General features: G+C 59.0%; 22 protein-coding genes and 3 pseudogenes. 15 read left to right on the top strand and 10 right to left on the bottom strand.

Annotated elements, in window-relative coordinates; all coding sequences use genetic code 11:
• Both istB and V6S97_RS25265 read left to right on the top strand, forming a co-directional pair.
• A partial coding sequence (gene istB, locus V6S97_RS25270; RefSeq protein ID WP_334427927.1) for an IS21-like element helper ATPase IstB occupies nucleotides 1-548 on the top strand: 548 nt, incomplete at its 5' end.
• An 84-nt stretch (nucleotides 549-632) separates the two neighbouring features.
• Nucleotides 633-1,627 (top strand): annotated as a pseudogene (locus tag V6S97_RS25265) (IS701 family transposase); the annotation flags it as partial.
• 79 nt (nucleotides 1,628-1,706) lie between these two features.
• Here V6S97_RS25265 and V6S97_RS25260 read toward each other — a convergent pair.
• The 8 genes from V6S97_RS25260 to V6S97_RS25225 form a co-directional block, all read right to left on the bottom strand.
• A complete protein-coding gene (locus V6S97_RS25260; RefSeq protein ID WP_334427926.1) occupies nucleotides 1,707-2,459 on the bottom strand; it encodes an SDR family NAD(P)-dependent oxidoreductase in 753 nt (250 codons plus the stop codon).
• Nucleotides 2,456-4,075, bottom strand: a complete 1,620-nt coding sequence (locus tag V6S97_RS25255; RefSeq protein WP_334427925.1) for a class I adenylate-forming enzyme family protein — start codon at nucleotides 4,073-4,075, stop codon at nucleotides 2,456-2,458. The genes V6S97_RS25260 and V6S97_RS25255 overlap by 4 nt, the downstream gene beginning before the upstream one ends.
• Before the next feature lie 9 nt (nucleotides 4,076-4,084).
• Complete coding sequence (locus V6S97_RS25250; protein WP_334427923.1) at nucleotides 4,085-5,257, bottom strand: thiolase domain-containing protein; 1,173 nt, start codon at nucleotides 5,255-5,257, stop codon at nucleotides 4,085-4,087.
• Between the two features lie 203 nt (nucleotides 5,258-5,460).
• Nucleotides 5,461-6,450, bottom strand: coding sequence for a branched-chain amino acid ABC transporter permease (locus tag V6S97_RS25245; protein ID WP_223567761.1), 990 nt, complete (start codon nucleotides 6,448-6,450; stop codon nucleotides 5,461-5,463).
• 1 nt (nucleotide 6,451) lies between these two features.
• Nucleotides 6,452-7,339 carry a branched-chain amino acid ABC transporter permease gene (locus V6S97_RS25240; protein ID WP_334427922.1) on the bottom strand — a complete coding sequence of 296 codons (888 nt, stop codon included), beginning with the start codon at nucleotides 7,337-7,339 and terminating at the stop codon, nucleotides 6,452-6,454.
• Between the two features lie 33 nt (nucleotides 7,340-7,372).
• Nucleotides 7,373-8,614 (bottom strand): ABC transporter substrate-binding protein, encoded by a 1,242-nt coding sequence (locus V6S97_RS25235; protein ID WP_080850603.1) that lies wholly within the window; start codon nucleotides 8,612-8,614, stop codon nucleotides 7,373-7,375.
• A gap of 34 nt (nucleotides 8,615-8,648) precedes the next feature.
• Entirely contained in the window at nucleotides 8,649-9,404 is a 756-nt protein-coding gene (locus V6S97_RS25230; RefSeq protein ID WP_080850601.1) for an ABC transporter ATP-binding protein, read from the bottom strand.
• Entirely contained in the window at nucleotides 9,397-10,173 is a 777-nt protein-coding gene (locus tag V6S97_RS25225; protein WP_080850599.1) for an ABC transporter ATP-binding protein, read from the bottom strand. Before V6S97_RS25225 ends, V6S97_RS25230 begins: the two co-directional genes overlap by 8 nt.
• Before the next feature lie 420 nt (nucleotides 10,174-10,593).
• Between V6S97_RS25225 and V6S97_RS25220 the strand changes: the two genes are divergently transcribed.
• The gene (locus V6S97_RS25220) at nucleotides 10,594-11,160 is read left to right on the top strand and encodes a LuxR C-terminal-related transcriptional regulator (RefSeq protein ID WP_334427921.1); all 567 of its coding nucleotides are present in this window, start codon (nucleotides 10,594-10,596) and stop codon (nucleotides 11,158-11,160) included.
• A gap of 120 nt (nucleotides 11,161-11,280) precedes the next feature.
• Here V6S97_RS25220 and V6S97_RS25215 read toward each other — a convergent pair whose 3' ends face one another.
• Nucleotides 11,281-12,264: an AraC family transcriptional regulator gene (locus V6S97_RS25215; protein ID WP_080850766.1), complete on the bottom strand. Its 984-nt coding sequence runs from the start codon at nucleotides 12,262-12,264 to the stop codon at nucleotides 11,281-11,283.
• Between the two features lie 130 nt (nucleotides 12,265-12,394).
• Here V6S97_RS25215 and V6S97_RS25210 point away from each other — a divergent pair, with 130 nt between their 5' ends.
• The 11 genes and pseudogenes from V6S97_RS25210 to V6S97_RS25160 all read left to right on the top strand — a co-directional run bounded on the left by V6S97_RS25210 (nucleotide 12,395) and on the right by V6S97_RS25160 (nucleotide 24,506).
• Nucleotides 12,395-14,077: an AMP-binding protein gene (locus V6S97_RS25210; RefSeq protein ID WP_334427920.1), complete on the top strand. Its 1,683-nt coding sequence runs from the start codon at nucleotides 12,395-12,397 to the stop codon at nucleotides 14,075-14,077.
• Nucleotides 14,074-14,841: a 3-hydroxyacyl-CoA dehydrogenase gene (locus V6S97_RS25205; RefSeq protein ID WP_080850593.1), complete on the top strand. Its 768-nt coding sequence runs from the start codon at nucleotides 14,074-14,076 to the stop codon at nucleotides 14,839-14,841. The genes V6S97_RS25210 and V6S97_RS25205 overlap by 4 nt, the downstream gene beginning before the upstream one ends.
• Before the next feature lie 17 nt (nucleotides 14,842-14,858).
• Entirely contained in the window at nucleotides 14,859-16,046 is a 1,188-nt protein-coding gene (locus V6S97_RS25200) for an acetyl-CoA C-acyltransferase (protein ID WP_334427919.1), read from the top strand.
• Complete coding sequence (locus tag V6S97_RS25195) at nucleotides 16,046-17,191, top strand: acyl-CoA dehydrogenase family protein (RefSeq protein WP_334427918.1); 1,146 nt, start codon at nucleotides 16,046-16,048, stop codon at nucleotides 17,189-17,191. Before V6S97_RS25200 ends, V6S97_RS25195 begins: the two co-directional genes overlap by 1 nt.
• A 76-nt stretch (nucleotides 17,192-17,267) precedes the next feature.
• Entirely contained in the window at nucleotides 17,268-18,068 is an 801-nt protein-coding gene (locus V6S97_RS25190) for an enoyl-CoA hydratase-related protein (RefSeq protein ID WP_080850588.1), read from the top strand.
• 45 nt (nucleotides 18,069-18,113) lie between these two features.
• Nucleotides 18,114-18,253: pseudogene (locus tag V6S97_RS25185) on the top strand (NAD(P)(+) transhydrogenase (Re/Si-specific) subunit beta); the annotation flags it as partial.
• A 426-nt stretch (nucleotides 18,254-18,679) separates the two neighbouring features.
• Nucleotides 18,680-19,324, top strand: coding sequence for a TetR/AcrR family transcriptional regulator (locus V6S97_RS25180; RefSeq protein ID WP_334427917.1), 645 nt, complete (start codon nucleotides 18,680-18,682; stop codon nucleotides 19,322-19,324).
• 44 nt (nucleotides 19,325-19,368) lie between these two features.
• Nucleotides 19,369-20,460 carry a Zn-dependent alcohol dehydrogenase gene (locus V6S97_RS25175; RefSeq protein WP_334427916.1) on the top strand — a complete coding sequence of 364 codons (1,092 nt, stop codon included), beginning with the start codon at nucleotides 19,369-19,371 and terminating at the stop codon, nucleotides 20,458-20,460.
• A 50-nt stretch (nucleotides 20,461-20,510) separates the two neighbouring features.
• Nucleotides 20,511-21,908, top strand: a complete 1,398-nt coding sequence (locus V6S97_RS25170) for an aldehyde dehydrogenase family protein (RefSeq protein WP_334427915.1) — start codon at nucleotides 20,511-20,513, stop codon at nucleotides 21,906-21,908.
• Nucleotides 21,909-22,097: 189 nt separating this feature from the next.
• Entirely contained in the window at nucleotides 22,098-23,405 is a 1,308-nt protein-coding gene (locus V6S97_RS25165; RefSeq protein WP_334427914.1) for an NAD(P)/FAD-dependent oxidoreductase, read from the top strand.
• 60 nt (nucleotides 23,406-23,465) lie between these two features.
• Nucleotides 23,466-24,506: an aldo/keto reductase gene (locus tag V6S97_RS25160; protein ID WP_334427913.1), complete on the top strand. Its 1,041-nt coding sequence runs from the start codon at nucleotides 23,466-23,468 to the stop codon at nucleotides 24,504-24,506.
• Nucleotides 24,507-24,558: 52 nt separating this feature from the next.
• Here V6S97_RS25160 and V6S97_RS29245 read toward each other — a convergent pair.
• Nucleotides 24,559-25,030 (bottom strand): annotated as a pseudogene (locus tag V6S97_RS29245) (IS110 family transposase); the annotation flags it as partial.
• 332 nt (nucleotides 25,031-25,362) lie between these two features.
• On the opposite strand from V6S97_RS29245, the gene V6S97_RS25150 reads away from it, so the two are divergent.
• On the top strand, nucleotides 25,363-26,691 hold the full coding sequence (locus V6S97_RS25150; RefSeq protein ID WP_334427912.1) for an FAD-dependent oxidoreductase: 1,329 nt from the start codon (nucleotides 25,363-25,365) through the stop codon (nucleotides 26,689-26,691).
• Nucleotides 26,692-26,765 lie beyond the last annotated feature (74 nt).

Genomic DNA, 26,765 nt, shown 5'->3' with positions numbered 1-26,765 from the left:
ACTTCGCCGCCAGCGAGATCAACGAAGCGACAGTGCGGCAATTGCATCGATGTGAGTTCATGGATGGAGCGCACAATGTCGTGCTTGTCGGCGGCCCAGGAACAGGCAAAACCCATGTCGCGACAGCCCTCGGCATCCAGGCCATCGAGCATCATCGCAGAAAAGTTCGCTTCTTCTCGACGATCGAACTGGTCAATGCGCTTGAGCAGGAAAAGGCCAAGGGGAAGGCGGGACAAATCGCCGAGACCCTGGTCCGTCTTGACCTGGTCATCCTCGACGAGCTTGGATATCTGCCATTCAGCGCCTCAGGTGGAGCATTGCTCTTCCACCTGCTGAGCAAGCTTTATGAACGGACCAGCGTCGTCATCACCACCAACCTGAGTTTCAGCGAATGGGCATCTGTCTTCGGCGATGCCAAAATGACCACCGCGCTCCTCGATCGCCTGACCCATCGTTGCCATATCCTGGAAACAGGAAACGACAGCTTCCGCTTCAAAGCCAGTTCCGCCGCCGCAGCACACAAGAGAGGAGAAAAGCCAAGCCCTTGACCAAAACCTGATCAGAAAACCATACTCAGAGGTGGCTCACTTCTCGGTGGAAAAACCGGCTCACTTCTGCGCGGAAATCAACAATCGCTGACGCTTGCACGCGATGAGGTTCCCGTTCCGGTTGGTCTGCGACTGTTCTTGCCGGAAAGCTGGACCAGTAATCAGGATCGGATGGTGAAGGCTGGTGTCCCCGAGGAGATGCGATATCCCGCACCAAGCCGACGATCGCGCTCGACGAGATCGACAGGCTGATTGCGGCGGGGGTGCGGTTTGGCACCGTGCTCGCCGATGCCGGCTATGGTTTATCGGCCGCGTTTCGCCAGGGGCTGAGTGCACGCGGCCTCACATGGGCTGTCGGTATTCCCAAACATCAAAAGGTCTACCCCCATGATGTCGCCCTGATTTTTCCGGTTTCCGGTCATGGCAGGCCGCGCAAGCATTCGATCCCCGACACCCTGTCGATGGCGGCCGAAACGATCCTGGAAGCATCCTCCTGGAAGAAGGTCAGTTGGCGTCGCGGCACGAAAGGTCGCCTGACAGCGCGCTTTGCTGCGCTCCGCATTCGGATCGCTGATGGTAGTCCGCAACGTATCCTCGACAAGGGACAGCAGCATATGCCGGGCGAAGAGGCGTGGCTGGTGGGCGAATGGCGCTCGAACGACGAACGCAAATACTATCTCTCCAATCTGCCGGCCGAAGCAACGTTAAAGCAGCTGGCAGCTGCCATCAAAGCCCGATGGGTCTGCGAGCAGGCGCATCAACAAATGAAAGAAGAACTCGGCCTCGATCACTTCGAAGGCCGATCATGGCAAGGTCTGCATCGACACGCGCTGATGACAATGATCGCTTATTCCTTCCTGCAGCATCTGCGCCTACACCAGGCCAAGCGGGAAAAAAACCAAGAGGCACGGCCCGCCTAAACCGACACTGCCAGCCATCCGACGCGCTGTCATAAACACCCTCCTATCAACGTCAGCCCCAGAACGATGTCCGCACTGCAGAATCCGCTTCAGACCGCCAAAATACATTCTGCCAAAGTAGTGCTAGGGTCAGATGAGACCGACCGTCGGCTTCGGTAGATCGCGGTGATGGGTCATTACGCGGTTGCCAGGCCTGCAGCGCGGGCGAATAAGAAGATGGCCGGGGCAGGGACAACCGTCATGAGTTCGTGCTCAGACCCTTGATGGTAAAGCCTCCATCCAAGACCAGAACGTGACCTGTGATGAACGACGCCTCGTCCGAAACCAGGTAGACTGCAGCCGACGCCATGTCCTCGGGAGATCCGAAATGGCCAAGCGGCATCCTTTCCGTCCATTCCTTTCGAACAGCATCCGTGTACATCGCGTCAGTCATCGGCGTTGACACAGGTCCGGGGGCGACCGCGTTCACGCGGATGTTGTAGGGTCCCAGCTCAACCGCCATCACCTTCGTCAGATGGTGGACCGCGGCCTTGGACGTGCCGTACGCGATACGCAAAGCACTGCCAAGGATTCCAGAAACGCTTCCAATGTTGACAATGGAGCCTCCCCCGGTCTCTCTCATCGCACGGGCCGCGATCTGGCCCACCACGAACGTGCCGCGGACATTGACCCTCATTATCTGGTCGAACTGCTCGAGGGTCGTGTCGAAGAACGGCACGGTCCGCGCGATGCCGGCGCTGTGGACGACGCAGTCGAGGCGGCCATACGCGTTGATTATTTTATCGACCGCAATTTCTACGGACGGACTCTCCGCTACGTCGATCTTGAGGCCTACTGGTTTACCTGCTCGGGTATCCTCTTCAATGTTGAGGTCCGCAATGACGACCGTCGCACCCCGCCGGGCCAGTAAAGCGGCCGTGGCGGCGCCGATACCCGACGCGCCGCCGGTCACGAGCGCTATCCTGCCTTCCATCTGGTTGGGGTTGCTCATTCCGTCTCCTCCCGATTCAGTGCTTCCAGGTGCGCGGATAATACGCTGTCCCGTCCACGGACAACGTGGGCAGGGCTCTCCCGCGATTGATGACTGTGGGGATGTGGTTCCTGATTTTCCACCAGGGCAGTCGTCTGCCTCAGCTCGGTCTTCAGTATCTTGCCGTAACCATTCTTGGGAAGCTCTCTGTGGAAGACATACTTCTTGGGGCGCTTGAAGGAGGCAATCTGCTCTTTGCACCAGACATCGAGGTCCGGCCCCGAGACGGTTTTCCCGGGAACTGCTACGATGTGGGCGACGACCTGTTCTCCCCACTCCGGTTCGAATTCTCCCACGACTGCCACCTCATAGACTGCAGGATGGGAGAGGATGGCCTCTTCGACCTCCCTCGGATATATGTTGGTCCCACCGGAGATAATGACGTCTTTCGACCGGTCCGTGAGGTAGAGGAAGCCGTCCTCGTCCTGCCGGCCCAGGTCGCCAGTCCGCAACCATCCGTCTCGGATGGCTTCAGCAGTGGCGCCCGGATTTTCCCAGTATCCGAGCATGACTGTCGGTCCACGGACGCAGATCTCCCCCGTTTGGCCGGGCGGCAGTGCAGTGCCATCAGGATCCTGGATCTCGATCTCGATTGAACTTGCCGCAACGCCTACGGATACTCTCCTGTCCCGCCAGCTAGGGTGGGACGTGTCTGCTACCAGTTCGCGCGACAGGGAAGAAATTGTCATCGGAGTTTCCCCCTGACCGTAGATCTGGGCGAACCTCGGACCGTAGGCCTCCAGCGCTTCATCGATGTCGTTGAGGTACATGGGGCCTCCACCATACACGATGGTTCGGATACCGTCGCCCTGGTGGCCGCGCTTCTTCGAAGCGGAGACCAGCCTCTTCACCATCGTTGGCGCAGCAAAGAAAACCAGGTTTCCGCGTGACAGGGAGAGGTCGATGATTTCGTCGCAGTCGAAGCCCCGCGAGACGGGCACCAGATGGGCACCGCCCGCGCGAAAATGTGGCAACATGTACAGCCCGGCGCCGTGGGAGATTGGGGCGGCGTAGAGTACGGTGTCTGTTGCATACGCGGGATCAACGTTGGCCATGTAGCAGAGCGACATGCTGCGGAGGTTCCCGTGACTGAGCATGACGCCTTTCGGCTTACCCGTCGTGCCGGATGTGTAGAACAGCCAGGCCAGGCTGCTGTCGTCGAGGACGATCGGCGCGGACGGTTCTGCCGAAGGAAGGGGGCGCTCCGATATGCGAGCTTCCTGGAAGCCTTTGCCGTGGGCGAACACAGATCCTGTGTCGGTGTAGACCACCTTGGCCGCTGAGTTGTCCGCGATCCACTCGGCTTCGTTCTTGTGGAGCTTGCAGTTTACCGGCACCACAACGGCGCCGATCCACCAGCAGGCGTGGAGGACGTCGAAGTACTCCGGGCAGTTCTTGGCAAAGATGGCGACCCTATCGCCCTTCTGAATGTTGAACCGTCGGGTGAGATCCGCTGCCCTATCGCAGACTGCCTGCCGCAATGAAGAATATGTGTGGACTAGGTCCGCACCCAGGAGGACCGCGTCCCGATTAGGCCAGCTCCGGGAGGTTTGGTCGAGCCAATTTGCAATGTTCATATCTTTACCTCAGGCACGATCAGCTTGAAGGATCGTCGCATAGTTCGCCACCGCCGCGCCGCCCATGTTGAACGCTAGTCCGAAGGTCGCACCAGTCTTCTGCATCTCGCCAGCCTGATTGGTAAGCTGCCGGTAAGACAGAGCGAGCATCGAGACGCCTGTAGCGCCGACCGGATGACCCTTCGCCTTGAGACCACCGGACAGATTGACCGGAGTCTTGCCCTCAGCGGACACGATGCCTTCCTCGATCGCCCGCGAGCCTTTTCCTTTTTCAGAAAAGCCCATAGCCTCGTAGATCAACAATTCAGCTATCGTGAAACAGTCATGCACCTCGGCGAAATTCAGATCCTCGAGCGTAATCCCGGCTTGTGCGTAGGCCGACGCAATCGCTCTTGCTGGACCCTCGAAGCCTATGAAGTCACGGCGGTGCATGGGAAGGAAGTCCGACACGTGCTCAGCGCCGGCGATCCTTACTCTTCTTGCGGCAGACGCAGCAGCGTCGCCGGAAGAGATCACCACAGCGGCCGCACCGTCAGTCACCAGCGAGCAGTCCGTCAAACGGAGAGGAGGAGTGATCAGCGGGTTCTTCTCGCTGATCTCGTTGCAGAAGTCATAGGTGAACGGCTTGTGCATCTGCGCCAGAGGGTTCTTCATGGCGTTGACGTGGTTCTTGGACGCAATGCGCGCCATCGTGTCCAACGGGCTTCCGTATCGCTCCGTGTAGGAGCGCGCGGCAATTGCAAAAACCTGCGGAAAACTCAGTCCCGCCTCATCGACATGGTTCTGGTAGCCGGCGCCGCCCAGCGATCTGGTGACGTCCTCCGTCGAGCGATGGGTCATTTTCTCGGCGCCCACAACAAGTACGTTCCGGGCCTTTCCAGCGTGGATTAGATTCATGCCGTTGAAGGCTGCAGCGGCTCCCGAAGCGCAGGCGTTTTCAAACCGTGTCGCCGGCTTGAAGCGCATCTCGGGAAATGCCTGGAGAACCAGGGAGGATGCAAAGCCGTCCGGTATGAGCCCTGAGTTGAAATGACCAAGGCATATCGCGTCGATATCCTCTGGCCCGACACCGGAATCGGTCACCGCTTGCCGAGTTGCGTCCACGACGAGTTCTTCGAACGACTGCTCCAGTCGGCCGAACCTGGTATGCCCTGCGCCTATGACATAGATTTCAGATTTCATGGATGAAGTCCTCCTTGGGGAAACCTGCCACTGCCGGGACCTTGAAGCCATCAGGGTAACTACGTAGATATCTACGTAATGACTACGTACTGCTAAGAACCACCGACGTGCTCCGACAGGGCGGTGCCAGTTCATAAAAGAAGAACGCCGCCACATCCTTACGGAGGGCGACGCTCCTGGTTGGGAGAAGGTCGCGATGCGCCCTAGAGCGTGACCTTCAGCCGTTTGGCCAACTCACCTATGACGCCTGAGCGGAACGCCAGAACGCACGCGACAAAAATAACCCCCTGTATCACCGTCACCCACGCTCCGAACTGGGCAAAGTAGTTCTGCATCGCCACCAGTATGCCGGCTCCGACAACAGGACCGAAGACCGTTCCAAGGCCGCCGACAAGGTTCATGAGGATCACCTCCCCGGACATGGTCCAATGGACGTCGGTGAGCGTGGCGATCCCGAATACAAGGCTCTTCATTCCTCCTGCCACGCCGGACAGCCCCGCCGACAGCACAAAAGCGATGAGCTTGTAGTCGCTGACGCGGTACCCCAGAGAGACCATCCTGTCCTCGTTCTCCCGGATCCCTCGGAGGATCTCCCCGAACGGCGACGTCACGACACGCTGCACGAAGATCAGGCCACCGAGAAAGACCACAGCTACCAGCCAGTACATGACCGTGTCGTCAGCGACAGAGATGATCCCGAGAAGGCTCCCTCTCGGGACCTGCTGGATGCCATCTTCTCCACCTGTGAACGGAGCCTGGAGACAGAAGAAGTACACCATCTGCGCCAAGGCCAGTGTGATCATGGCGAAGTAGATGCCCGACCTGCGGATGGCCAGGCTGCCGACGGCCAGCCCGAGCAGCGCGCCGACGGCGCCTCCCAAGACAATGGAAGCTTCCGGCGGGAGACCCAGAGTCTTGCTCGCATAGGCGGTCACATAGGACCCCATGCCGAAAAATGCCGCGTGGCCGAAGGAGAGGAGGCCGACATGGCCTATGAGGAGATTGAATGCCAGGGCAAAAAGCCCGAAGCACATTACCTTCATCAGGAACAGAGGATAGAGCACCATAGGTGCGACAGCTACCGCTGCGACCAGAGCCAGACATGCAACGGTCTGGGGAAGCGTGAAATCAAGAATCCCGCGGCGCGACCCGTGCGTCTCGACGAGATTGATACGTGTTGCTGTTGCCGTCATGTCAGGCCCTTCCAAATAGACCTGCAGGCCGTGCAAGCAGGACAATTGCCATTACAAGGAAGATCACGGTGGCGGAGGCTTCAGGCCATACGACCTTCGCCACACCCTCCAATAGACCAAGAGCAAACCCTGTTGCGACCGATCCAAATATCGAGCCCATCCCCCCGATCACAACCACCGCGAAGACGACGATGATGAAGTTCGAGCCCATATTGGGGTTCACGGAGTATATGGGCGCCGCAAGGACGCCCGCGAACGCGGCGAGTGCAACCCCTGCGGCATATGTGAGAGTGACCATCCGAGGGACATTGATGCCGAACGCCTGAACCAACGGAGCGTTTTCCGTTGCTGCCCTGAGATACGATCCGAGGCGCGTCCTTTCGATGACGAACCAAGTCGCAATGCACGTCAAGAGGGCGGCAACGACGACCCACGCCCGGTACATGGGAAGGACCATGAACCCCAGATCGATCGGGCGGCCCTGGAAGACAGGCGGCTGCGCATAAGGCATTCCCGACGAGCCAAACTGGTTCCTGAAGAGGCCCTCGATGATGAGGGCCAGTCCGAAGGTCAGGAGGAGGCCATACAGATGATCAAGTTTGTAGAGTCTGCTGATCATCGTCCGTTCGATCACCACACCCACCGCTCCGACCACGATCGGGGCGACAACAAGGGCGGACCAATATCCGACTCCAAGCCAGTTCGATAGCATCCAGGCAACGAAGGCCCCTGCCATGAAGAACGAGCCATGGGCGAAATTGATGACGTTCAGCATGCCGAAGATGACGGCAAGCCCCAGCGACAGCAGCGCATAGAACGCTCCGTTCACGAGCCCCAGAACGATCTGGGGCCCCGCCATTTCCATTTGAAAAAGAATTTCTTCAAGCATCAGCTAATTTCCTTGCTCCGGAATTACATCCGGTCAGCCGCGCACCATTTCGCAACCGCCTTCGTTCATCGGACGGAATGCCTCCTCCGCCGGAGTGGTGCCGATCAGCTTGTAGTAGTCGAAGGCGCCGCGGCTTTCCTCCGGCTTCTTGACCTCGAACAGGTAGACCGGATGGATTTTTCGGCCATCGGGCCGGATTTTTCCTTCACCGAACGCGTCGTCGTTGGTAGGCATGGCCTTCATGCGCTCAACGACTGCTCTTCCGTCCGCCTTTGCCTGGGGCACACCGAGATCGCTCACGGCCTTCAGGTAATGGAGAACCCCCGCATAACATCCAGCCTGCACCATGGTCGGCTTTCTGTTGCCGTCGATGTCGCCGATGCGGCTGCTAACGGCCCGCGTCCTGTCGTTCAGGTCCCAGTAGAACGTTTCGGAAAGAACGAGACCCTGCGCGGCTTCCAGACCCAGAGAATGAACGTCGGAAAGGAAGACGAGCATGGCAGCCAGTTTGCTTCCGCGACGGCCAATCCCGAATTCCGCCGCTTGCTTGATGCTGTTGACCGTGTCTGTTCCGGCGTTGACGAGGCCAATCACCTTGGCACGGCTTTGCTGCGCCTGGAGGAGATAGGACGAGAAGTCGGTCGTTCCGGGGAAAGGAGTGCGGACACTTCCGACGACCTTGCCGCCCTGCTGCGCGATGAATGAACCCGCATCCCGTTCCATGGAGTGCCCGAAGGCGTAATCGGCGGTGACGAAGAACCAGGTGTCGCCTCCGGCCCTGACGAGGGCGCCGCCCGTTGAGTGGGCGAGCATCCAGGTATCATAGGTCCAGTGGACGGTGTTCGGGCTGCATGCCTTTCCTGTCAGGTCGGATACGGCGCCTCCCGAATTGACGTAGACCCTGTTCTTCTCCTTGGCTATGTTGGCAACGGCGAGCGCCACCGAAGAGGTCGGGACGTCCACGATCACGTCCACGCCGTCCCTGTCGAACCACTGCCGTGCGATGGTCGAGCCGACGTCGGGCTTGTTCTGATGGTCAGCCGACACCACCTCGATAGAGATGCCCTTGTCCTGCATCTCCGCAATAGCGGCACGGACTGCCTGAACGGAACCGGGGCCTGACAGGTCACGATATGCACCCGACTGGTCGTTCATGACGCCGATCTTGATGGTCGCGCCTTGTGCGTAGCCGGGCCTAGCCAGCATGGCGCCGAGTGTGGGCGCGGCTGCCGCCGCTGCGGCGGCTTTCAGGATGTTGCGTCTGCTGATAGTCATTGGGCTTCTCCTCCTCTTGAAGTCGTTGTGGCGCCTAAACGCCGAGATATGCTTCCAGGCGTGCCGTCGAAACGGCAAGATCCTGGGATGTCAGCAGATCCACCACGCGACCGTGCTCCATGACATAGTGCCGGTCTGCCAGCGTCTGGGCGAAACGGAAGTTCTGCTCCACCAGAAGGACTGTACAGCCTCTCGCCCTGATCTCCCGGATTGTAGCGGCGATCTGCTGGACGATCACAGGAGCCAACCCCTCCGTCGGCTCGTCGAGCAACAGGAACTTCGCTCCGGTCCTCAGAATACGCGCGATCGCAAGCATCTGCTGCTCTCCGCCGGAGAGCTTGGTGCCAGCGCTTGCAGAACGTTCCTTTAGGTTCGGGAACAACTCGTAGATTTCCGGTAGGGACATCCCATCGGGGCCAATCGCCGGTGGAAGCATCAGGTTCTCCGTTACCGTGAGGCTTGAAAAGATGCCTCTCTCTTCCGGGCAAAGCGCGATACCTGCTCGGGCGATGTGGTCGCTCCTTGCCTGGACGAGCTGCCTGCCCTTGTAGAGCACGCTGCCGGAGCGTCTGCCTACAAGACCCATTATAGCTCTGAGCGTCGTCGTCTTTCCGGCGCCGTTTCGGCCGAGCAACGTTACAACCTCGCCTTCGCGCACGTGGAAGTCGACTCCATGGAGGACATGGCTTTCGCCGTACCAGGCGTTCAGCCCGGAGACCTCAAGCGAGGGAGGGACCGTGAACTGGAGTTTGTGGAGGGTGCCTGATGTGGCGCTTTCAACATTAAGCATGGACAGCAGCTCCCGAAATCTGTGGTTCGGTTCCCAGATAAGCAGCGATGACTTCCGGCTTCTGGGAGACGGCGCGATAGTCGCCCTCGGCGAGGACCCGTCCCCGTGTCAGGACGGTTATGGTGTCGCACAGTCCCTCGACGACCTTCAGGTTGTGTTCGACCATCAGAATCGTCCGGCCGGGTGCCACCCGCCTGATCAGGTTCACGATCAGGTCAACGTCCTGATGAGTCATTCCGGCCGTCGGTTCGTCCAGGAGCATCATCTCCGGGTCCATCGCCAGGGTTGTGGCAATCTCCAGCGCCCGCTTGCGCCCGTAAGACAGCTCTCCTGCGGCGGTTCCCAAATAGGTCGTAAGACCGACATCCTCTATAAGCTGCAGCGCCCTATCGTCATACTGCTTGAGAACGGTTCCTGAGCGCCAAAAGTCGAAGGAGCGGCCTCTGCGTTGCTGTAATGCCAGACGAACGTTTTCCAGGACCGACAGGTGAGGGAACACCGCCGAGATCTGGAAGGATCTCACCAGACCCAGCTTCGCCACGTCCGCGGGTTTCAGCGAAGTGATGTCCCGTCCGTTGTAAAGGATCGTACCGGCAGTGACGGACAGGAACCTGGTCAGCAGATTGAAGCACGTCGTCTTACCGGCGCCGTTTGGGCCGATGAGCGCGTGAATGGTGCCGCGTTTGACGCGAAGATGCACATCATCAACGGCTTTGAAGCCACCAAAGCTCTTCGAAATTCCGCGGGTCTCGAGTATGAATTCTGTCATTCCGTTCCTGGATCCTTGTGGCACAAGTGGTCGTTCGCTGGGCACGGGTGTACGCAACGCCGGCTCGCGCAGTTTTCGCAACGGGCTGTAGAGTCATAACCGCCTCGGCAGCCGTCGACATCGGTCCAATTCATGTGGGATATCGGCACCCGAGGGATGGTCAGCGCTGGGCGGTGAGAAAACCTTGCAGGGGTGATGTGGCATCCCGGTCAGCAGTGATCGGGCCATCGTGAGTGCATATCGATCGGAAGACCGCGCTGCTACTTGGAAATGATCTTGTCATGTCTGTTCTCCTCCAAGGAGCAATTGTGGTTAAGAACAGGGTCCAGCGCTATCGGTGAAAACACGTAGATTTATACGTAGCTATTACCTATTATGCATCGCTCGTTAGGGATGAACGGACGCAGTGACGGAGGATCAATGACCGAACTCGACATGACCGAGGGAGACCTTGTCGCCACGGCCTTCAGGGAGGCGCCCGTGGGCATCATGCTGCTCAGCAACAGGCGTATCCTGAAGGCGAACCAAGCCATCGGGAGCCTCTTCGGCTGGACCGCCGAGGACATCGAGGGCCAGTCAATACGTGTACTTTACCCATCCAGTGTGGACTTCGAGAAGACAGGCGAAAGATGGCACCGCTGGCTGGAAAATCAGCCACTGTACGAAGATGAACGATTCATGAAACGTCGCGACGGCAGGATCGTCTGGATGAGGGCACGAGGTCGAACTCTGACACCGGAAGAGCCCTTCAAGCTGATCGTCTGGATCTTCGAGCTCATCGACAAGGAGCGGCCCAGCGCCGCCCTGCTTACGACCAAGGAACGAGAGATAACGCACCGTATCGTGAATGGTCTGACGAGTAAGGAAATTGCAAACGAGCTGGGCATCTCCCACCGCACGGTGGAAGTCCATCGCGCGTCCATCATGCGTAAGCTCGGAGTTCAGAATGCCGCTGAGCTGGTTGCCAAGATCATCGTTGAACGATGAGGCGTGCTCCTTCACCTTCGTTGGTGACTGGAACAGGCAATGTGATTGCTGCCGCCGAAGAGACTGGGGATCGGAGGGATGTTTCGTCAGACGGCTCGATGCCAGAGGAGCGTTTGCAGCCTACGGTCTGTCGCCTCGACTGCGCGGACTGCCCCCCGACCATTTCTTGAAGGCGCGATAAAAGGCGCTTGGTTCGCTGTAGCCGAGTTCGGCGGCAATCTCCGAGATTGTCATCTCCTGGCTATCGAGCAGTTTTCTGGCCAGCCCCGTCCGCAGTTCGTCCTTGATACTTGAATATGTCTGGCCCTCTGCACGCAGCCGTCGGCGAAGGGTGGCAGGCGCGAGACGGAGGTCTCGGGCCAGATTGTCGAAATGTGGCCACTCCTCGGGCGACAGCGCGCCGAGCTTCTGTCGGATCCGTTCCGTTACGCCACCGTCATGCCGGTACCTCACGAGGATGTTGGCGGGTGCGTCTCGGAGGAAGATCTTCAAGGCGGGCTCGTCCCGTACCACGGGAAGATCGAGGTGCGCAGCGTCGAAAACAAGCGAAGTCTCCTCCGCGTCGAAATGCACGGGGGCACCGAAGAACTGGCGGTAGTCGTCGCGATGCACAGGGGCGGCACAAGAAAAGCGAAGCTGCTTCAAAGGAAGGCGCCTTCCAACGAGCCAGCATGCGACCCCCATCAGGATCAGCCAGAATGTCCTGTAGGCAAAGGCCGTTCGCGGGCCTGTGGCGGCCGAAAGGACGATTTTTGCCTCGCCTCCGATCACCGTTAACTCGCCACGAGGATTGTCAAGTACGAGCGACAGATAGGTCAGGGCGCGCTTCAGCGCCTGCTCGAGCGTCTTCGTGTGCAATACGCAGTGACACAGCATCTCGTAGCTGCCCGGACGCATCGGACGCGCTGCCAAGCCAAAGAACTCATCCTGCATCGTCTCTGCGATCAGCCACCACAACCGCCCGTAGCTGGTGTTTGACACAGGTTCAGTAACGCTCTCCGGAAGTCCCGCAGCAGCCAATAGCGGAGCGACATCGATTCCAGCTTCGTAGAGGCTACCCAAGGCATCTTCCACAAATCCCGGCAGGATCATCCTGCGTTCCATGCATTCTACCCCTATGGCAAAATCGATCAGCATTTCTGCAACGAGATGTCATTGTTTGCAATCCCGCTTAAACTAAATTCGGCTAGTCGGTTGTCTCGGGGGGAGACGAGTTGGTGAGGGAGGAGAGACTATGAACGCTTCATTTCAGACTCGTAGACCGGTCAAAGCCAAGTATGAGGATGCGGTCCAGGCCTTCCGCATCGAGGACAGGATTTCCGTCCTCAGCGGTGACCTGTCCAATCTCAATCCGGCCGTGGAATGCTGTGACCGTCATTGCGGACAAGGTCGCGTCGCGCTGCGCTTCCTCGGCGCCGGGGGAGAGTTCAGCGAGCTCACCTTCGAGCAGTTGAGAGATATGTCGGCTCGCTTTGCCCATGTTCTGCGCCGTGCAGGCGTCGGTCCAGGCGATGTCGTTGCGGCGCTTCTGCCCCGAACCCCTGAGTTGCTCGTAACAATCCTGGCTGCGTGGCGTGTCGGAGCGGCCTACCAGCCCTTATTCACGGCTTTTGGACCAAAGGCGATCGAGCATCGACTAAAGACTGCCGGCACGCGGTTTCTGGTGACCAATAGTGTGCAACGTGAGAAGCTGACCGAGATCGCCAATCTTCCACCGGTTGCCACAATAGCATCACCGGGAAGGCTTCCTGAGGGCGACATAGATTTCCACAGGGCGATCTCGGAGGTTCCCCATACGTTTCCACCGGTGATGAGAACGGGAGACGACCTGATGTTGATGATGTCGACATCGGGCACTACGGGACTCCCGAAAGGTGTTCCCGTTCCTAACCGTGCGCTTCTTGCGTTCGCTTCCTACATGCACCACGGCATCGGCCTGCAAAGCGACGACGTCTTTTGGAATATTGCCGATCCCGGTTGGGCCTATGGCCTTTATTACGGGGCGATCGGTCCGCTGCTGGTCGGCCAGGCAACGACCTTCGTCGAGGCGGCATTCAGTGCCGACAGCCTGTGTGAGACGGTAGAGCGAATTGGCGTGACCAGTCTTGCAGGGTCGCCGACAGCATTCCGCCTGTTGATGGCGGCGGGCACACAGAAGGTTCAGTGTATTCAGGGAAGGCTACGCGTTGTCAGCAGCGCAGGCGAACCGCTAAATCCCGAAGTGATCCGATGGTTCGACCAAGTCATCAACGCACCTATCCATGACCATTACGGCCAGACGGAGCTCGGGATGGTGGTCAACAATCACCACGGGCTCGAGCATCCTGTACGTCCGGGCTCTGCCGGCTTTCCGATGCCCGGCTATCGTGTGGTGGTGCTGGACGATGATGGCCGGGAGCTTGGGCCGAACCAACCGGGGGTGCTTTCCATCGACGTGGAAAAATCGCCGCTTCTGTGGTTCGGGGGTTATCATCAGCAGGAGACACCGGCGCTCGCGGGGGGCTACTACCGGACAGGTGACACGGTCGAGATCGAGCCGGACGGCTCGTTCAGCTTCATCGGACGCTCCGACGATGTGATAACCTCGTCCGGGTACCGCATCGGTCCGTTCGACGTGGAAAGCGCGTTGCTGGAGCACTCGGCTGTCGTGGAATCGGCTGTCGTCGGTGTGCCGGATCCCGAACGGACCGAGATCGTCAAGGCCTTCGTGGTGCTCGCTCAGGGATGTGAAGGCACCCCGGAACTCGCCGAGGAGCTCCGTCTCCATGTGCGGGCACGGTTGTCTGCACATGCCTATCCGCGCGCCGTCGAGTTCGTCGCAGAACTACCGAAGACTTCGAGCGGAAAACTGCAGAGGTTCATCCTGCGCAATGCTGAGATAGCCAAGCTCACCGACAATCAGAAGGTTCCAGGATGAAGATCGAAAACCGCGTGTTTCTTGTGACCGGGGCGGGATCCGGGCTGGGAGCGTCCGTCGCCGGCATGATAGCCGGCCATGGCGGCAAGGTTCTGCTACTCGACATCAACTCGGAAAGCGGAGAAGCCAGGGCGCGGACTCTCGGAGAAGCTGCCCTGTTTCACAGGGCAGACGTTGCGAACGAGGCAGATGGTCACGCTGCGATCGCAGCCGCCCTCGACGTCTTCGGTCGTATTGACGGCCTGGTGAACTGCGCCGGCGTAGCACCCGGCGAGAAGATCGTCGGCCGTGAAGGTCCGCATCGGCTCGAGAGCTTTGCCCGCACGGTATCCATCAACGTGGTCGGGACATTCAACATGCTCCGGCTCGCGTCCAATGCGATGTCGAAGCAGGAGCCAGGTGACGGCGGCGAGCGCGGCGTCATCATCAATACAGCGTCCATAGCGGCCTTCGACGGTCAGATAGGTCAAGCCGCCTACGCAGCGTCCAAGGGCGCCGTCGCGGCCATGACCCTGCCTGCCGCCAGAGAACTCGCACGTTACGGCATCCGCGTAGCGACCATCGCTCCGGGCATCTTCAGGACACCGATGATGGAGGGCATGCCGCAGGAAGTTCAAGATGCGCTTGGCGCCTCAGTGCCGTTCCCTCCGCGGCTGGGCGCGCCGGAAGAATACGCGGCACTGGTCCGCCACATCATCGAGAACCAGATGTTGAACGGCGAGGTAATCCGATTGGACGGAGCGCTTCGCATGGCTCCGCGGTAATTTCGAGAGGAACAAAAATGGCTATACAGGATCCAATAGTGATCGTCGGGATGGCGCGCACACCGCTTGGAGCGTTCCAGGGCGACATCTCTTCGCTTGCGGGAACTGAACTCGGTTCGGCTGCAATTTCCGCCGCTGTTGGTCGGGCAGGACTAGCGAAGGACGCGGTGGAGGAAGTGCTGATGGGCTGCGTCCTGCCTGCGGGGCAGGGACAGGCGCCTGCACGCCAGGCAGCACTTGGCGCCGGGCTTCCCCTTTCCGTCGGTGCGTCCGCCATCAACAAGGTATGCGGATCAGGCATGAAGGCGGCGATGCTTGCTCACGATCTGCTGTTCGCTGAAAGCGCCAAGGTGGTGGTCGCCGGCGGGATGGAAAGCATGTCCAATGCTCCTTACCTGCTTGCCAAGGCGCGTGGCGGCTACCGGATGGGCCACGGTCATATACTGGACCACATGTTCCTCGATGGCCTTGAGGACGCCTACGACAAGGGGCGGACGATGGGCAGTTTCGCCGAGGACGTGGCGGAAGGCTATCAGTTTACGCGAGACGCCCAGGACGCATTCGCACTATCCTCCCTGACCAAGGCTCAAAAAGCTGTTGCCGAAGGGCGGTTCGCATCCGAGATAACTGCGGTCACGACGAAGGGAAAGACCCCGGTCTCGATCTTTTCCGACGAGACACCGGCCAGAGCTCGACCAGACAAGATCCCCACGCTCAAACCTGCTTTCCGCGAAGGTGGGACGATTACGGCGGCCAATTCGTCTTCGATTTCCGATGGCGCTGCAGCACTCGTACTGATGCGCACTTCCGAAGCCGAAAGGCGTGCTCTTATTCCTCTGGCAAGGATCGTCGGGCACACGACCCACGCTGATCGCCCGGAGCGGTTCGCCACTGCGCCGATAGGCGCGATGCGGAAGCTTGCAGAAAAGACCGGCTGGGACCTCGCTGACGTCGACCTCTTCGAAATCAACGAGGCATTCGCTGTCGTTGCGATGGCCGCCTTGAGAGACCTCGACATTCCCGAGGACAAGCTGAATGTCCATGGTGGAGCATGTGCCTTGGGACATCCGATAGGCGCTTCAGGCGCGCGGGTCCTCGTCACACTGCTCTCGGCGCTCAAGACCTATGGTTTGAGGCGGGGCGTCGCTTCGCTTTGCATCGGCGGGGGCGAGGCCACCGCGATGGCTATCGAGATCATGTCCTGATGCTGCTGACCGAGACTCAGGAACAGGTACGGGAGGCAGCACGCGCATTTGCTTCGGAACGGCTGAAGCCGGGAGCTGCAAAGCGCGACGAGCACGGGGCCTTTCCAAGAGCTGAACTGGCCGGCATGGGCGAACTCGGCTTCCTTGGCATGCTGCTGCCCGAAGAGTACGGCGGGTCGGACGTGGGCATGGTATCCTACGCGCTTGCTCTGGAGGAAATCGCCGCCTGCGACGGCGCATGCTCTACCATCGTCTCGGTGCACAGTTCCGTCGCTTGTATGCCCATCCTGCGCTATGGCACCGACGAGCAGAAAAGAAGGTTCCTTCCGCCGATGGCGCGGGGCGACTGGATTGGCGGGTTTGCGCTCACGGAGCCGCAGGCCGGATCGGACGCATCGGCCCTGGTGACGCGCGCAAAGCGGAAAGGGGATTTCTATGTGATCGACGGGATGAAACAGTTCATCACCTCAGGCAAGAACGGCCAGGTGATGATCGTCTTTGCACTGACCGACCCGGCTGCAGGCAAGAAGGGAATCTCGGCTTTCATCGTGCCGACGAACACCCCCGGCTACGAAGTGATTTCGGTGGAGCGAAAGCTAGGACAGCATTCGTCAGATACCTGCGGCCTTGCATTCAACGCGATGCGCGTTCCCGCAGAAAACCTCCTCGGAGCGGAGGGAGAAGGCTACAAGATTGCGCTGTCGAACCTCGAAGGCGGACGGATAGGTATCGCATCCCAGGCGGTTGGAATGGCCCGCGCCGCACTTGACGCGGCGCGGCGGTACGCGGAGGAAAGGAAGGCGTTCGGCAAGGCGATCGCAGAACAACAGGCGATCGCGTTCAAGCTCGCCGATATGGCAACCCAGGTCGAGGTCGCAAGACAGATGGTTTTGCATGCCGCAGCTCTCAAGGAAGAAGGTAGATCCTGCTTGAAGGAGGCGTCGATGGCAAAACTCTTTGCCTCCGAAATGGCGGAAGAGGTCTGCTCCGCAGCAATCCAAATCCATGGTGGCTACGGTTACCTCACGGACTATGAAGTCGAGCGGATCTACCGAGACGTTCGCGTCTGCCAGATTTACGAAGGGACGAGCGAAGTGCAACGCCTGGTCATAGCGCGGGAATTGTTTGCCACGCTCGGAGCATGAACCTCTTGTGCAACTCCCACTGCTCAGATGTTTGCATCGGCGGTGTTTTCAATCAACTATGCGATCGGATGCTCGAATGTACGAAGCTATAGAAACGAGCCGCGAGGACGGCGTTGCGATCGTACGCTTGAACCGGCCTAAGCAGCTGAACGCATTGAATGCGACGCTCGCGAAAGAGATCATCTCGGCGGTCGAGGATCTGGAGCGAGACAGGGCGATCGGCGCCATAGTTCTGACGGGATCCGAAAGAGCCTTTGCCGCGGGTGCCGACATTGCGGAATTGTCGCAAAAGACAGCCGCCGAGATGATAGAGGCCGACTATTTCGCAGAATGGGAGCGCTTCACCCGGTGCAGGACACCGAAGATTGCGGCTGTGCGCGGCTTCGCTCTTGGGGGCGGGTGCGAACTGGTGATGATGTGCGATTTCGCCATCGCGGGTACCTCCGCCAGGTTCGGTCAGCCGGAGGTGAGGATCGGGGTCATTGCGGGCATGGGTGGCACTCAACGCATGACTCGACTGATCGGCCGGGCACGGTCGATGGACATGCATCTTACCGGGAGGATGATGGACGCAGCCGAGGCACTACAGGCCGGGCTCGTCGCTCGCGTCGTGCCCGATGACGAGGTTCTTGCCGTCGCTATGGAAGCCGCCAAGACGATCGCTTCTCACTCGCGGACTGCAGTTCGCGACGCGCGAGACGCGGTGATGCGCGCCGAAGAACTGCCGCTTACGGAGGGACTGAAGTTCGAGCGGGTCCTGTTCCACCGCCTGTTTGGAAGCGCCGACCAACGCGAGGGCATGAGCGCCTTCCTGGAGAAGCGAGCTCCGCGGTTCGGGCCCTCGGACATCGGCGAAAATGGCCTTGCTGGGAACTGAACAGCAGTTCGTCGCGATGGGCCGGCCGCTCCTGTGATGTATTTCATCACCGGCATGCCGGTGCTGGAAATGTGGTGTCCAAGCTCGTCATCTTCTCCAAGCGCGGCCAGGGAACCTGCTATTCCGGCATCGAGATCCCACTGCTCTACAAAGACAATACCCGCATGTTCCATGGTGATGCTTAGGGCGGCCTCGAACAACTCATGCCAAAAATCGCTTAGAACGAATTTCGGACTGGCGGGGGAGGTCTCCGCTGGCGGTGCCTATCACCATGACCATTCCAATGATGTGGTGCCAGAGCGAACGTGGAGACCCAATAGATTCGCTGACGCGTGGAAACGCAGCTTTGAGATGAGCCGAACGCGCTGGCGGGAATCACATTCGGGCAGGTTCCGGCAACACTCCGGGTTCGATCTGAAGCGTTCACCCTCCGAGATCGGCTCCAAGGTCTTCGCGCTCACGCGGCATAGGGGTGTAAGTCGAAACGAAACTCGCCGTGCACTGATCTCCCTGCGTAGACGGTTCCCGGTTTTGGAAGACGAACTCAGTCCTTGACACGGATCAATTAAGTGACATACTTCTATCTAAACAACAGGTGTCGTTTATGTAGAATGGTCACAATGAACGTGTTAGATGGAAAGCCGCCCAGCGCCGATGCGCCAGCGGAGGACGTGCGTTTCGAACGCACCAGGGCACGGTTGGCAGCAGCCGTCATTGCGCTTGCGAGCGAACGCGATATCACTACCGCTTCGGTTGCGGAGCTGACCCGCCGCGCAGGCATCAACCGGGCAACCTTCTACAACCATGCAAATTCGCCGATAGAGTTGTTGACGCGGGTGCTCTCTGCCGATCTTGACGGGTTGCGACGAGAAATGATTGAGGCACTGGCGCTGGATCGCTCAGCTTTGCTCGATCGAGGGCGCCGCATCCTGCAAGGCATGATCGATCACGTCCTCCGATATGAAGGCGTCTATGGCATCGGGCATGCTTCTTCGATTTTCGCGCTTCGCGTCGTACTTGCCGAGCACGTGGAGAAATCCATGCAGGATATCCTGCATTACAGGCCCGCAGTACTGCCTGAAAAAGTGAGTAAGGCACTCACTCTTTACTCGGCATTTCTCGCCCACGGTGTCGCAGGGGCTTTCGATGCCTGGCTGAGATTGCCGTCTCCACGCGATCCCGAAAGGCTCCTGGCAGTTGTGGAAGATCTCTATCCGTCCTGGTTCTGGGACGGTTCGTTGCCGGAGCAATTTTGACCGTCACCCGGTCGAGAACTGATTTTATTTGAGGAGAAGACGTAGTGAAAGCAGCTGTATTGAATGCCATTGACGGGACATTCTCGGTTGAGGAGATCGAAATCGATGCTCCCAAAGGCCGAGAAGTTCTGGTGGAAGTGAAGGCGTCCGGCCTTTGCCATTCCGACCTGCACATGGCCGAGACGGATTTCGGCCTGCCGCTGCCCGCGGTGTTTGGCCATGAACTCGCCGGGATCGTCAAGGAGATCGGCCCGGATGTGCGGGAGTTTGCCGTCGGCGATCACGTCGTGGGCTCGCTGGTCCAATATTGCGGACATTGCGAGGCATGCCTGGACGGTCGCACCTATCAATGCGCGCATCCCGAGGAAACGCAGCGCGCTCCGACCGAACCGCCGCGGCTTACCCGCGACGGGGGCCCGGTGACATCGGTTTTTGGCACCGCCGCCTTTGCCGAGTATACCCTTGTCCACGAAAACCAGTTGGCCAAAGTTCCGAAACAATTGCCGTTCCCGCAAGCCTCGATCCTCGGCTGCGGCTGCATTACAGGAGCCGGCGCGGTCATCAATACGGCGGGTGTCAAGCCCGGGGACACAGTGGCTGTCATCGGGGTTGGCGGTGTAGGCCTCAATGTCATTTCCGGCGCGAAGCTTGCGGGTGCAAAACGGATCATTGCCATCGATTTGCAGCCGGCAAAGGAAGAACTTGCGCGTCGTTTCGGCGCCACCGACTTCGTGAATGCGGGCGATGGCGACCCGGTCGAAAAAGTCAGAGAACTGACGGGCGGCGGTGTCGGATACGCGTTCGAGGTGATCGGCCTGAAGGCAACCACGCACCAAGCCATCAAGATGCTCCGCAAGGGAGGCGGCGCCTATCTGATCGGCATGCACAAGCCCAATGCTCCGATCGAAGTCGACGCCTTGATGGATCTCATTGCCAACCAGGGCACCATCAAAGGGGTCTTCATGGGGTCCACGAACATCAAGCACGACATTCCCATGTATGCCGATCTTTACCTGCAAGGCCGTTTCAATCTCGATGACCTAATTTCTCGCGAGATCGGCATCGGCGAAATCAACGAGGCCTATCGGGAGCTCAAGAAGGGCGCCATCGCGCGAAGCGTCATCACCTGTTTCTGAGGCGAATAAATTTCTCGAATTATGGAGTTTAACTCATGTCATACAAACTTTTGATCGACGGCAAGCTTGTGGACGGCGCATCGACCCTTGAGGTGATCAACCCCGCGACTGGTGCGGTTTTCGCGACATGTGCTCGAGCGGATGAGGAGCAGCTTGAACAGGCCATTGCCGCAGCCAGGCGCGCCTTTCCGGCATGGGCCGCCCTCAGTCACGATGAGCGCCGCGGCTATCTGGTCAGGCTTGCCGACGCAATGGAAGCACGGCAGGGCGAATTCGCCGAACTGCTGACCCGCGAACAAGGCAAACCCCTTCCTTTTGCAACAGCCGAGGTCGCCTATTCGATCGGCGCTCTACGCTATTTCGCAGAACAGGATTTCCCGCTGACGACGCGTCGCGAGACGCAGAATGGCAGGATACTGGAGCAACGAACGCCGCTTGGCGTGGTTGGTGCGATCACGCCGTGGAATTTTCCGGTCGCGCTGCTGCTGATCAAGGTCGGGCCGGCGCTGAGCACCGGCAACACAATGGTGGCCAAGCCCGCACCCACGACGCCGCTGACCACGGCGTTGCTTGGCGAGGTAGCCTCTCGGATCCTGCCGCCTGGCGTCTTCAACGTGATCATCGATGCGAACGATCTGGGCGGTAAGATCACCTCACACCCTGACGTGGCGAAGGTCACGTTCACCGGGTCCAGCGCGACAGGAAAGCGCGTGATGGCCAGCGCCGCAGATACAATCAAGCGGCTGACGCTTGAGCTCGGCGGCAATGACGCGGCGATCATTCTCGACGATATCGATGTGAAAGAGGCGGCGGCGAAGGTGTTCAGCGCAGGCATGTTGAATTCCGGCCAGATTTGCCTCGCCGCGAAACGCATCTACGCCCCACGGACGATCTACGATGCGCTATGTGATGAACTCGGCAACCTGGCACGCCAGGCTGTGGTCGATGACGGTCTCAATCAGGGAGCTCAAATCGGGCCTGTCCAGAACAGGCTGCAGTACGAAAAGGTGCTCGGCTTCATCGAAAGCGCGCGCGGTCAGGGCAGGGTGGTCGCAGGCGGAAGCGCGTTGCCGCGACAGGGCTATTTCATTCAGCCTACGATCATCCGCGATCTTCCCGACGATGCCCCGCTTGTCCGCGAGGAGCAGTTCGGGCCGGTCATCCCCGTGCTCGCCTATGACACGATCGATGAAGTGATCGAGCGCGTCAACAGCAGCGAGTTCGGCCTCGGCGGGACGATCTGGACCAACGATGCCGATCGCGGCTTGCAGGTCGCCCTGCGTATTCAATCTGGTACGGTCTGGGTCAACCAGCACCTCGACATGCCATATGACACGCCTTACGGCGGCGCGAAGCAATCCGGGATCGGGCGTGAATCCGGGATCGAGGGCATGAAAGAATTCACGCAGTCGAAGATCATCAATATCGCGGATAAGACCGCCGCGTAGGCGCAACCAGGGTCCCTGGTAACCGCCTTCACATTCTGCCCGCTCTGGATCTGCGCGGGGTTTGGCCTTGGCCGATGCGGCCAAGGCCAGCACCACAAGTTTCATCAAGCGTATTTCCCGGACTGACTGTCTGGCAGGAGAGGGCATGCAGACAAAACCTGAGCTGCTCTCACCGGTAAAGGATTCACTATGAACAGAGAGAATGCCCGGCATCACATTGTCGTTGCCGGTGGCGGTATCGCCGGTCTCGAACTGGCGACCATGCTGGCGCGAAAAAACCGTCGCCGCGCAAATTTCCTATCGGTGACGTTGGTTGACCGTGATTGGGCGCATGTGTGGAAGCCGATGCTGCACACCATCGCGGCCGGAACCCGGGATATTTCCCAGCAACAGACCCCTTACCTCGCCCAGGCGCACAATTCGGGCTTTTCCTTCGAGCCGGGCGAGATCTGTGGATTGGATCGGAATGCGCGTGAGATAAAGCTTGCGGCACTCCATTCTCCCGATGGACGCCTGCTGGTCCCTGAACGTACCTTGGGGTACGACACTCTTGTTATTGCGCTGGGTAGCCAGGCCAATGACTTCGGCACGCCAGGCGTTTCAACCTGGTGCCGGCGAATTGATTCCCGGCAGCAGGCCCAGGCCTTTAATCAGGAAATCCGCTTTCGTATTTTGCAGTGCCTCGCGCAGGATGGACAGCTGTCCATTGGCATTGTTGGAGGGGGCGCAACCGGTGTCGAGTTGGCTGCCGAACTTGTGCAACTGACTGAAACATCCGTCGCATATGGAGCATATGATCTGGCCTCTCGTATCAGTATTACGTTGATTGAGGCCGGCCCCAAGCTCCTTCCCGCGTTTCCGGAGGATATTTCCGCCGCTACCCTGCATCATTTGCAGGCTCTTGGTGTCAAGGTGATGACGCAGGCCCAGGTCGGTTCAGTGGATGAACACGGCTTCGTGTTATGCGACGGCACGAGAATTGAAGCCTCGCTGAAAGTTTGGGCGGCAGGCGTCAAGGCTGCTGACTTCCTCAACGGCTTCGGAGGCCTGGAAAACAACCGCGCCAATCAGTTGCTCGTGAAGTCGTCACTGCAGAGCACGCTGGATCCTGACATTTATGCAGTGGGCGATTGCGCCAGTTTGCAACTGCCTGGGATGGAGCGCCCGCTGCCACCCACGGCCCAGATTGCTCATCAGCAGGCCCACCACCTGATCAGGCATCTACCCGGGGCTGTTCTGCAAGGCACACCCGTTCCGGATTTCCGCCACCGCGACTTCGGCGCATTGGTGTCATTGGGTGAATACGGGGCCTACGGGTCTCTTGGCAAGTTCGGCTTCTTCAAGGAAACCACCATACGCGGACGGCTCGCCCAGTTCGGACATATCGCGCTCTATCGAAGCCATCAGGCCCGCCTGCACGGGATGGTCCGGGGCAGTTTGCTGTGGCTGGTCGATAGCCTCAATTCGCGCCTGCGTGCGCGAATAAGACTCGATTAGGCACGTTGCCGTACGGCCGCATACTTCGTGAGGCCGCCATTCGAAATCAGGAGAAGGCAAATGAAATACAACCGTCTTGGAACTTCGGGACTCTTTGTATCGGAACTAGGCCTCGGCGCGATGACCTTCGGCGAGAACGAGGGTTTACCCGCTCTGGGCGGATTGGGACAATCGGAAGCCAACGCGCTGGTGTCACGTGCATTCGAAGCGGGCGTCAATCTGTTCGACACCGCTGACGGCTATGCACTCGGCGCCTCTGAGCAGATTCTCGGTGAAGCACTGCGGAGCCTGGGCGTGCCGCGCGAGCGCTACCTGATTGCCACCAAGGCGTTTCTGGCGATGGGAAATGGCCCGAACGATGCGGGCTCGTCGCGCGCGCACCTGCTTCATGCAGCCAAGAACAGCCTCCGACGTCTGGGAGTCGATTACATAGATCTCTATCAGCTGCATGGCTTCGATCCAGCGACGCCAATCGAGGAATCCCTGCGCGCGCTCGATGATCTCGTCCGCCAGGGGCATGTCCGCTATGTCGGCATATCCAATTGGGCCGCCTGGCAGATCGCCAAGGCGCTGGGGATTGCTGAGCGGCTTGACCTCACAGGGTTTGCCTCGCTGCAAGCCTATTACTCGGTGGTGGGTCGCGACCTGGAACGGGAACTGGAGCCTTTGTTGCAAAGCGAGGGCCTCGGCCTTCTGGTCTGGAGCCCTCTGGCTGGTGGCTTCCTGAGCGGCAAGCAACTCCGCGGCCAACAAGCCCCCGAGGAAAGCCGTCGGGCAGCTATTGCCTTTCCGCCGGTGGACCAGGTGCGTGGCTATGAAGCACTCGACGTGCTGCGTTCCATCGCCGACGCGCATGGAGCTTCCATTGCACAAGTGTCGTTGGCATGGCTCCTGCACCAGAAGGTGGTTTCGTCGGTCCTGATAGGGGCCAAGCGGATGGATCAGTTGGAGAACAACCTCAGGGCATCCGATTTGGCGCTTGCCGGGGACGAGCTAGAGGCGATTGCCAGAGTAACCACGTTGCCGGCCTGGTATCCGGGGTGGATGCTCGAGTTTCAGGGCGCAGACCGTCATAAGCTGCTTTCGCAGTCCAATCGCTGATGGGCTGCGCCGGGGTAGAGGCAAGGTACGGCGACGCCGTCGGTGCCCTGCACCACTCCTCGCGCAGCAGTTTGCGTGCAGCCAAGAATGGCTGCACGATTTCGTATAGATCAGCCCTGTCTTCGACCAGTTCATTGATTCGCTCCTCGCATTTAACCTTGCCGACCGGACCGACTTTCAGACCAAAGCTGCGCAACAATCCGCGAATATCATTCTCGATGGCGATAGTTTTTTCCTGCAGGAGTTTGCGCGCGGTCAGCAATGCCCAGTGCTTCTGGCTCGCCAGTATCTTCACATTCACAGGCCGCTAGAGATTGGCCTGCATCGTTGCGGCCCGTCTTATTCAGTTGGGCTTTCAACATGCCTTGGCAGGCTTGGTCTCGATGCAGATCACCGGCAATCCTGCCTTGGCAAGCCTACATAAACTCATTTCGACAGCGGTCCAGCTCAAGTCCGATCCGCTCGATCTGCCACCTCGCATCCTTGATCACCGAGATCAAATCTTCAAGGTGACTGGCACTTTTTTACCTCCCGGCAACGACTAAAAAAAAAGCGACTGCATTTCGAGATTGATGAATGTTTGATCTGGCGTTAGCGGGACACAACAGCTCTTTGAAATGCGCAGGTGACGTTCTCCCACATCCTTTACTCCATGCACGATGTCATTAATAACTATCTGGAAACAAACGAAATTCAAGGGATTTCCAGTCGTCCGCCGGGGTCAATAGCAATGCTTCATCTGTCTTGATTCGGGGAATTGGCACGGTTTTTGCTGAGCTATAACCGAACGGCCGTTAGTTAGATGGGCGCTAACCGCCATCGCCCAATTTAACCTAGTAGAAGCAGTGAGCACCGGATGATGGAGCAGGACAAAAAACAGAGCGTAGCAATTGTCGGAAGTGGCCCCTCTGGGTGCTACGCGGCCCAATTTATTCGCAAGCGATGGCCATCTGCCGAAATCGTAATCTTCGAGGCGCTTCCTGTCCCCTATGGTTTAATTCGTTATGGGGTCGCAGCTGACCACCAAGGAACAAAGGCCGTCACCGCCCAATTCGATCGCCTTTTTGAGCGTGATGGCGTCCGTTTTGTTGGGAACGTCTCAGTCGGAAAAGATATTGAGTTCGAAAAGTTGGCGGATGCATTTGACATCGTTGTTCTTGCAACCGGACTTCCGGAAGATCGGCTCCTTCCTGTGCCGCAAAGTCCTGGGGCTCGAATCGTCGGCGCTGGAAGCATACTGCGTGCCTTGAACGGGTATCCCTCATCGGCCACGAAAGAAATGGATAAAATCAGGCCGCTCGGCGAACGATTGATTGTCGTGGGGAATGGTAATGTCGCCGTCGACGTAGTGCGCTTATTGTGCAAGGCGCCAGCGGATTTGTCCGGTTCCGACCTAAACGATGATGTGCTTGAAGCAATTCGGCCCGCTCCGCTGGCGTCGATAGATGTAGTGGGTCGTTCGCCGGCAAGTCTGGCCAAGTTCGACGTCGCAATGCTTCGAGAACTATGTGCGCTGCCCAACGTTGAGATTCTCGCTGAAGGCGTCTCTGATACGGAGGACGGGCCACAAGTAACGGCGTTGAGAGCAGCGGTTCAGGCTTCAGCTACCTCCAACGTTCCGTCGAGGCAACGCGTTACGTTTCATTTCGGCCTGGAGCCTCGCTGCGTAACCCAAGCCGGGCATGTGACGGCCCTGCATACTTTAACCACTAACGGGTCAGTTCCCCGCAGCTTCGAAGCCGATGCCATTATCACGGCTATTGGGTTTGTTGCCGGCGAAGGTCGCAACATCCCGGCACCGAGCGAGGCTTGGTGCCGCGCCAACGTGTTTCGTGTGGGTTGGCTTCGACGAGGTCCAGTCGGCACGATCGCTGAAAACCGCCGTTGCGCGAAGGAAGTTTCCGAAACGATCTTCGACTGCGCAGCAAGTGGACGGTTGAGCTTCGGTAAGCCGGGGTTCGAGGCAGTGTTCCCGCCGATCGCGGAGCGGGTTATCGATTTCGACGGCTGGCGCAGGATCGACGTATATGAGCGCGCCTCTGGCTCTCCAGGTCGTTGTCGGAAAAAGGTGACGGATGTCGGCCGAATGATTTCAATTGCAACCCACAACACGGAGACCTCTTTGGTGCCAAGTCAAGGTGCGGTGACGTTAAGTACACAACACATAGCTGTACCTGTGAAGTAGCTATGCTGGGTGCGACTTGCCTCAGCCATGTGACTCGAACTCTGGGCAAAGACTACGTTTCGAAAGATTGGGCT

The sequence above is a fragment of the Agrobacterium sp. CCNWLW155 genome, assembly GCF_036888815.1.
Lineage (GTDB): Bacteria > Pseudomonadota > Alphaproteobacteria > Rhizobiales > Rhizobiaceae > Agrobacterium > Agrobacterium radiobacter.
The sequence above is the reverse complement of the archived record's forward strand: the minus strand, read 5'-3'. Positions and strand labels throughout refer to the sequence as shown.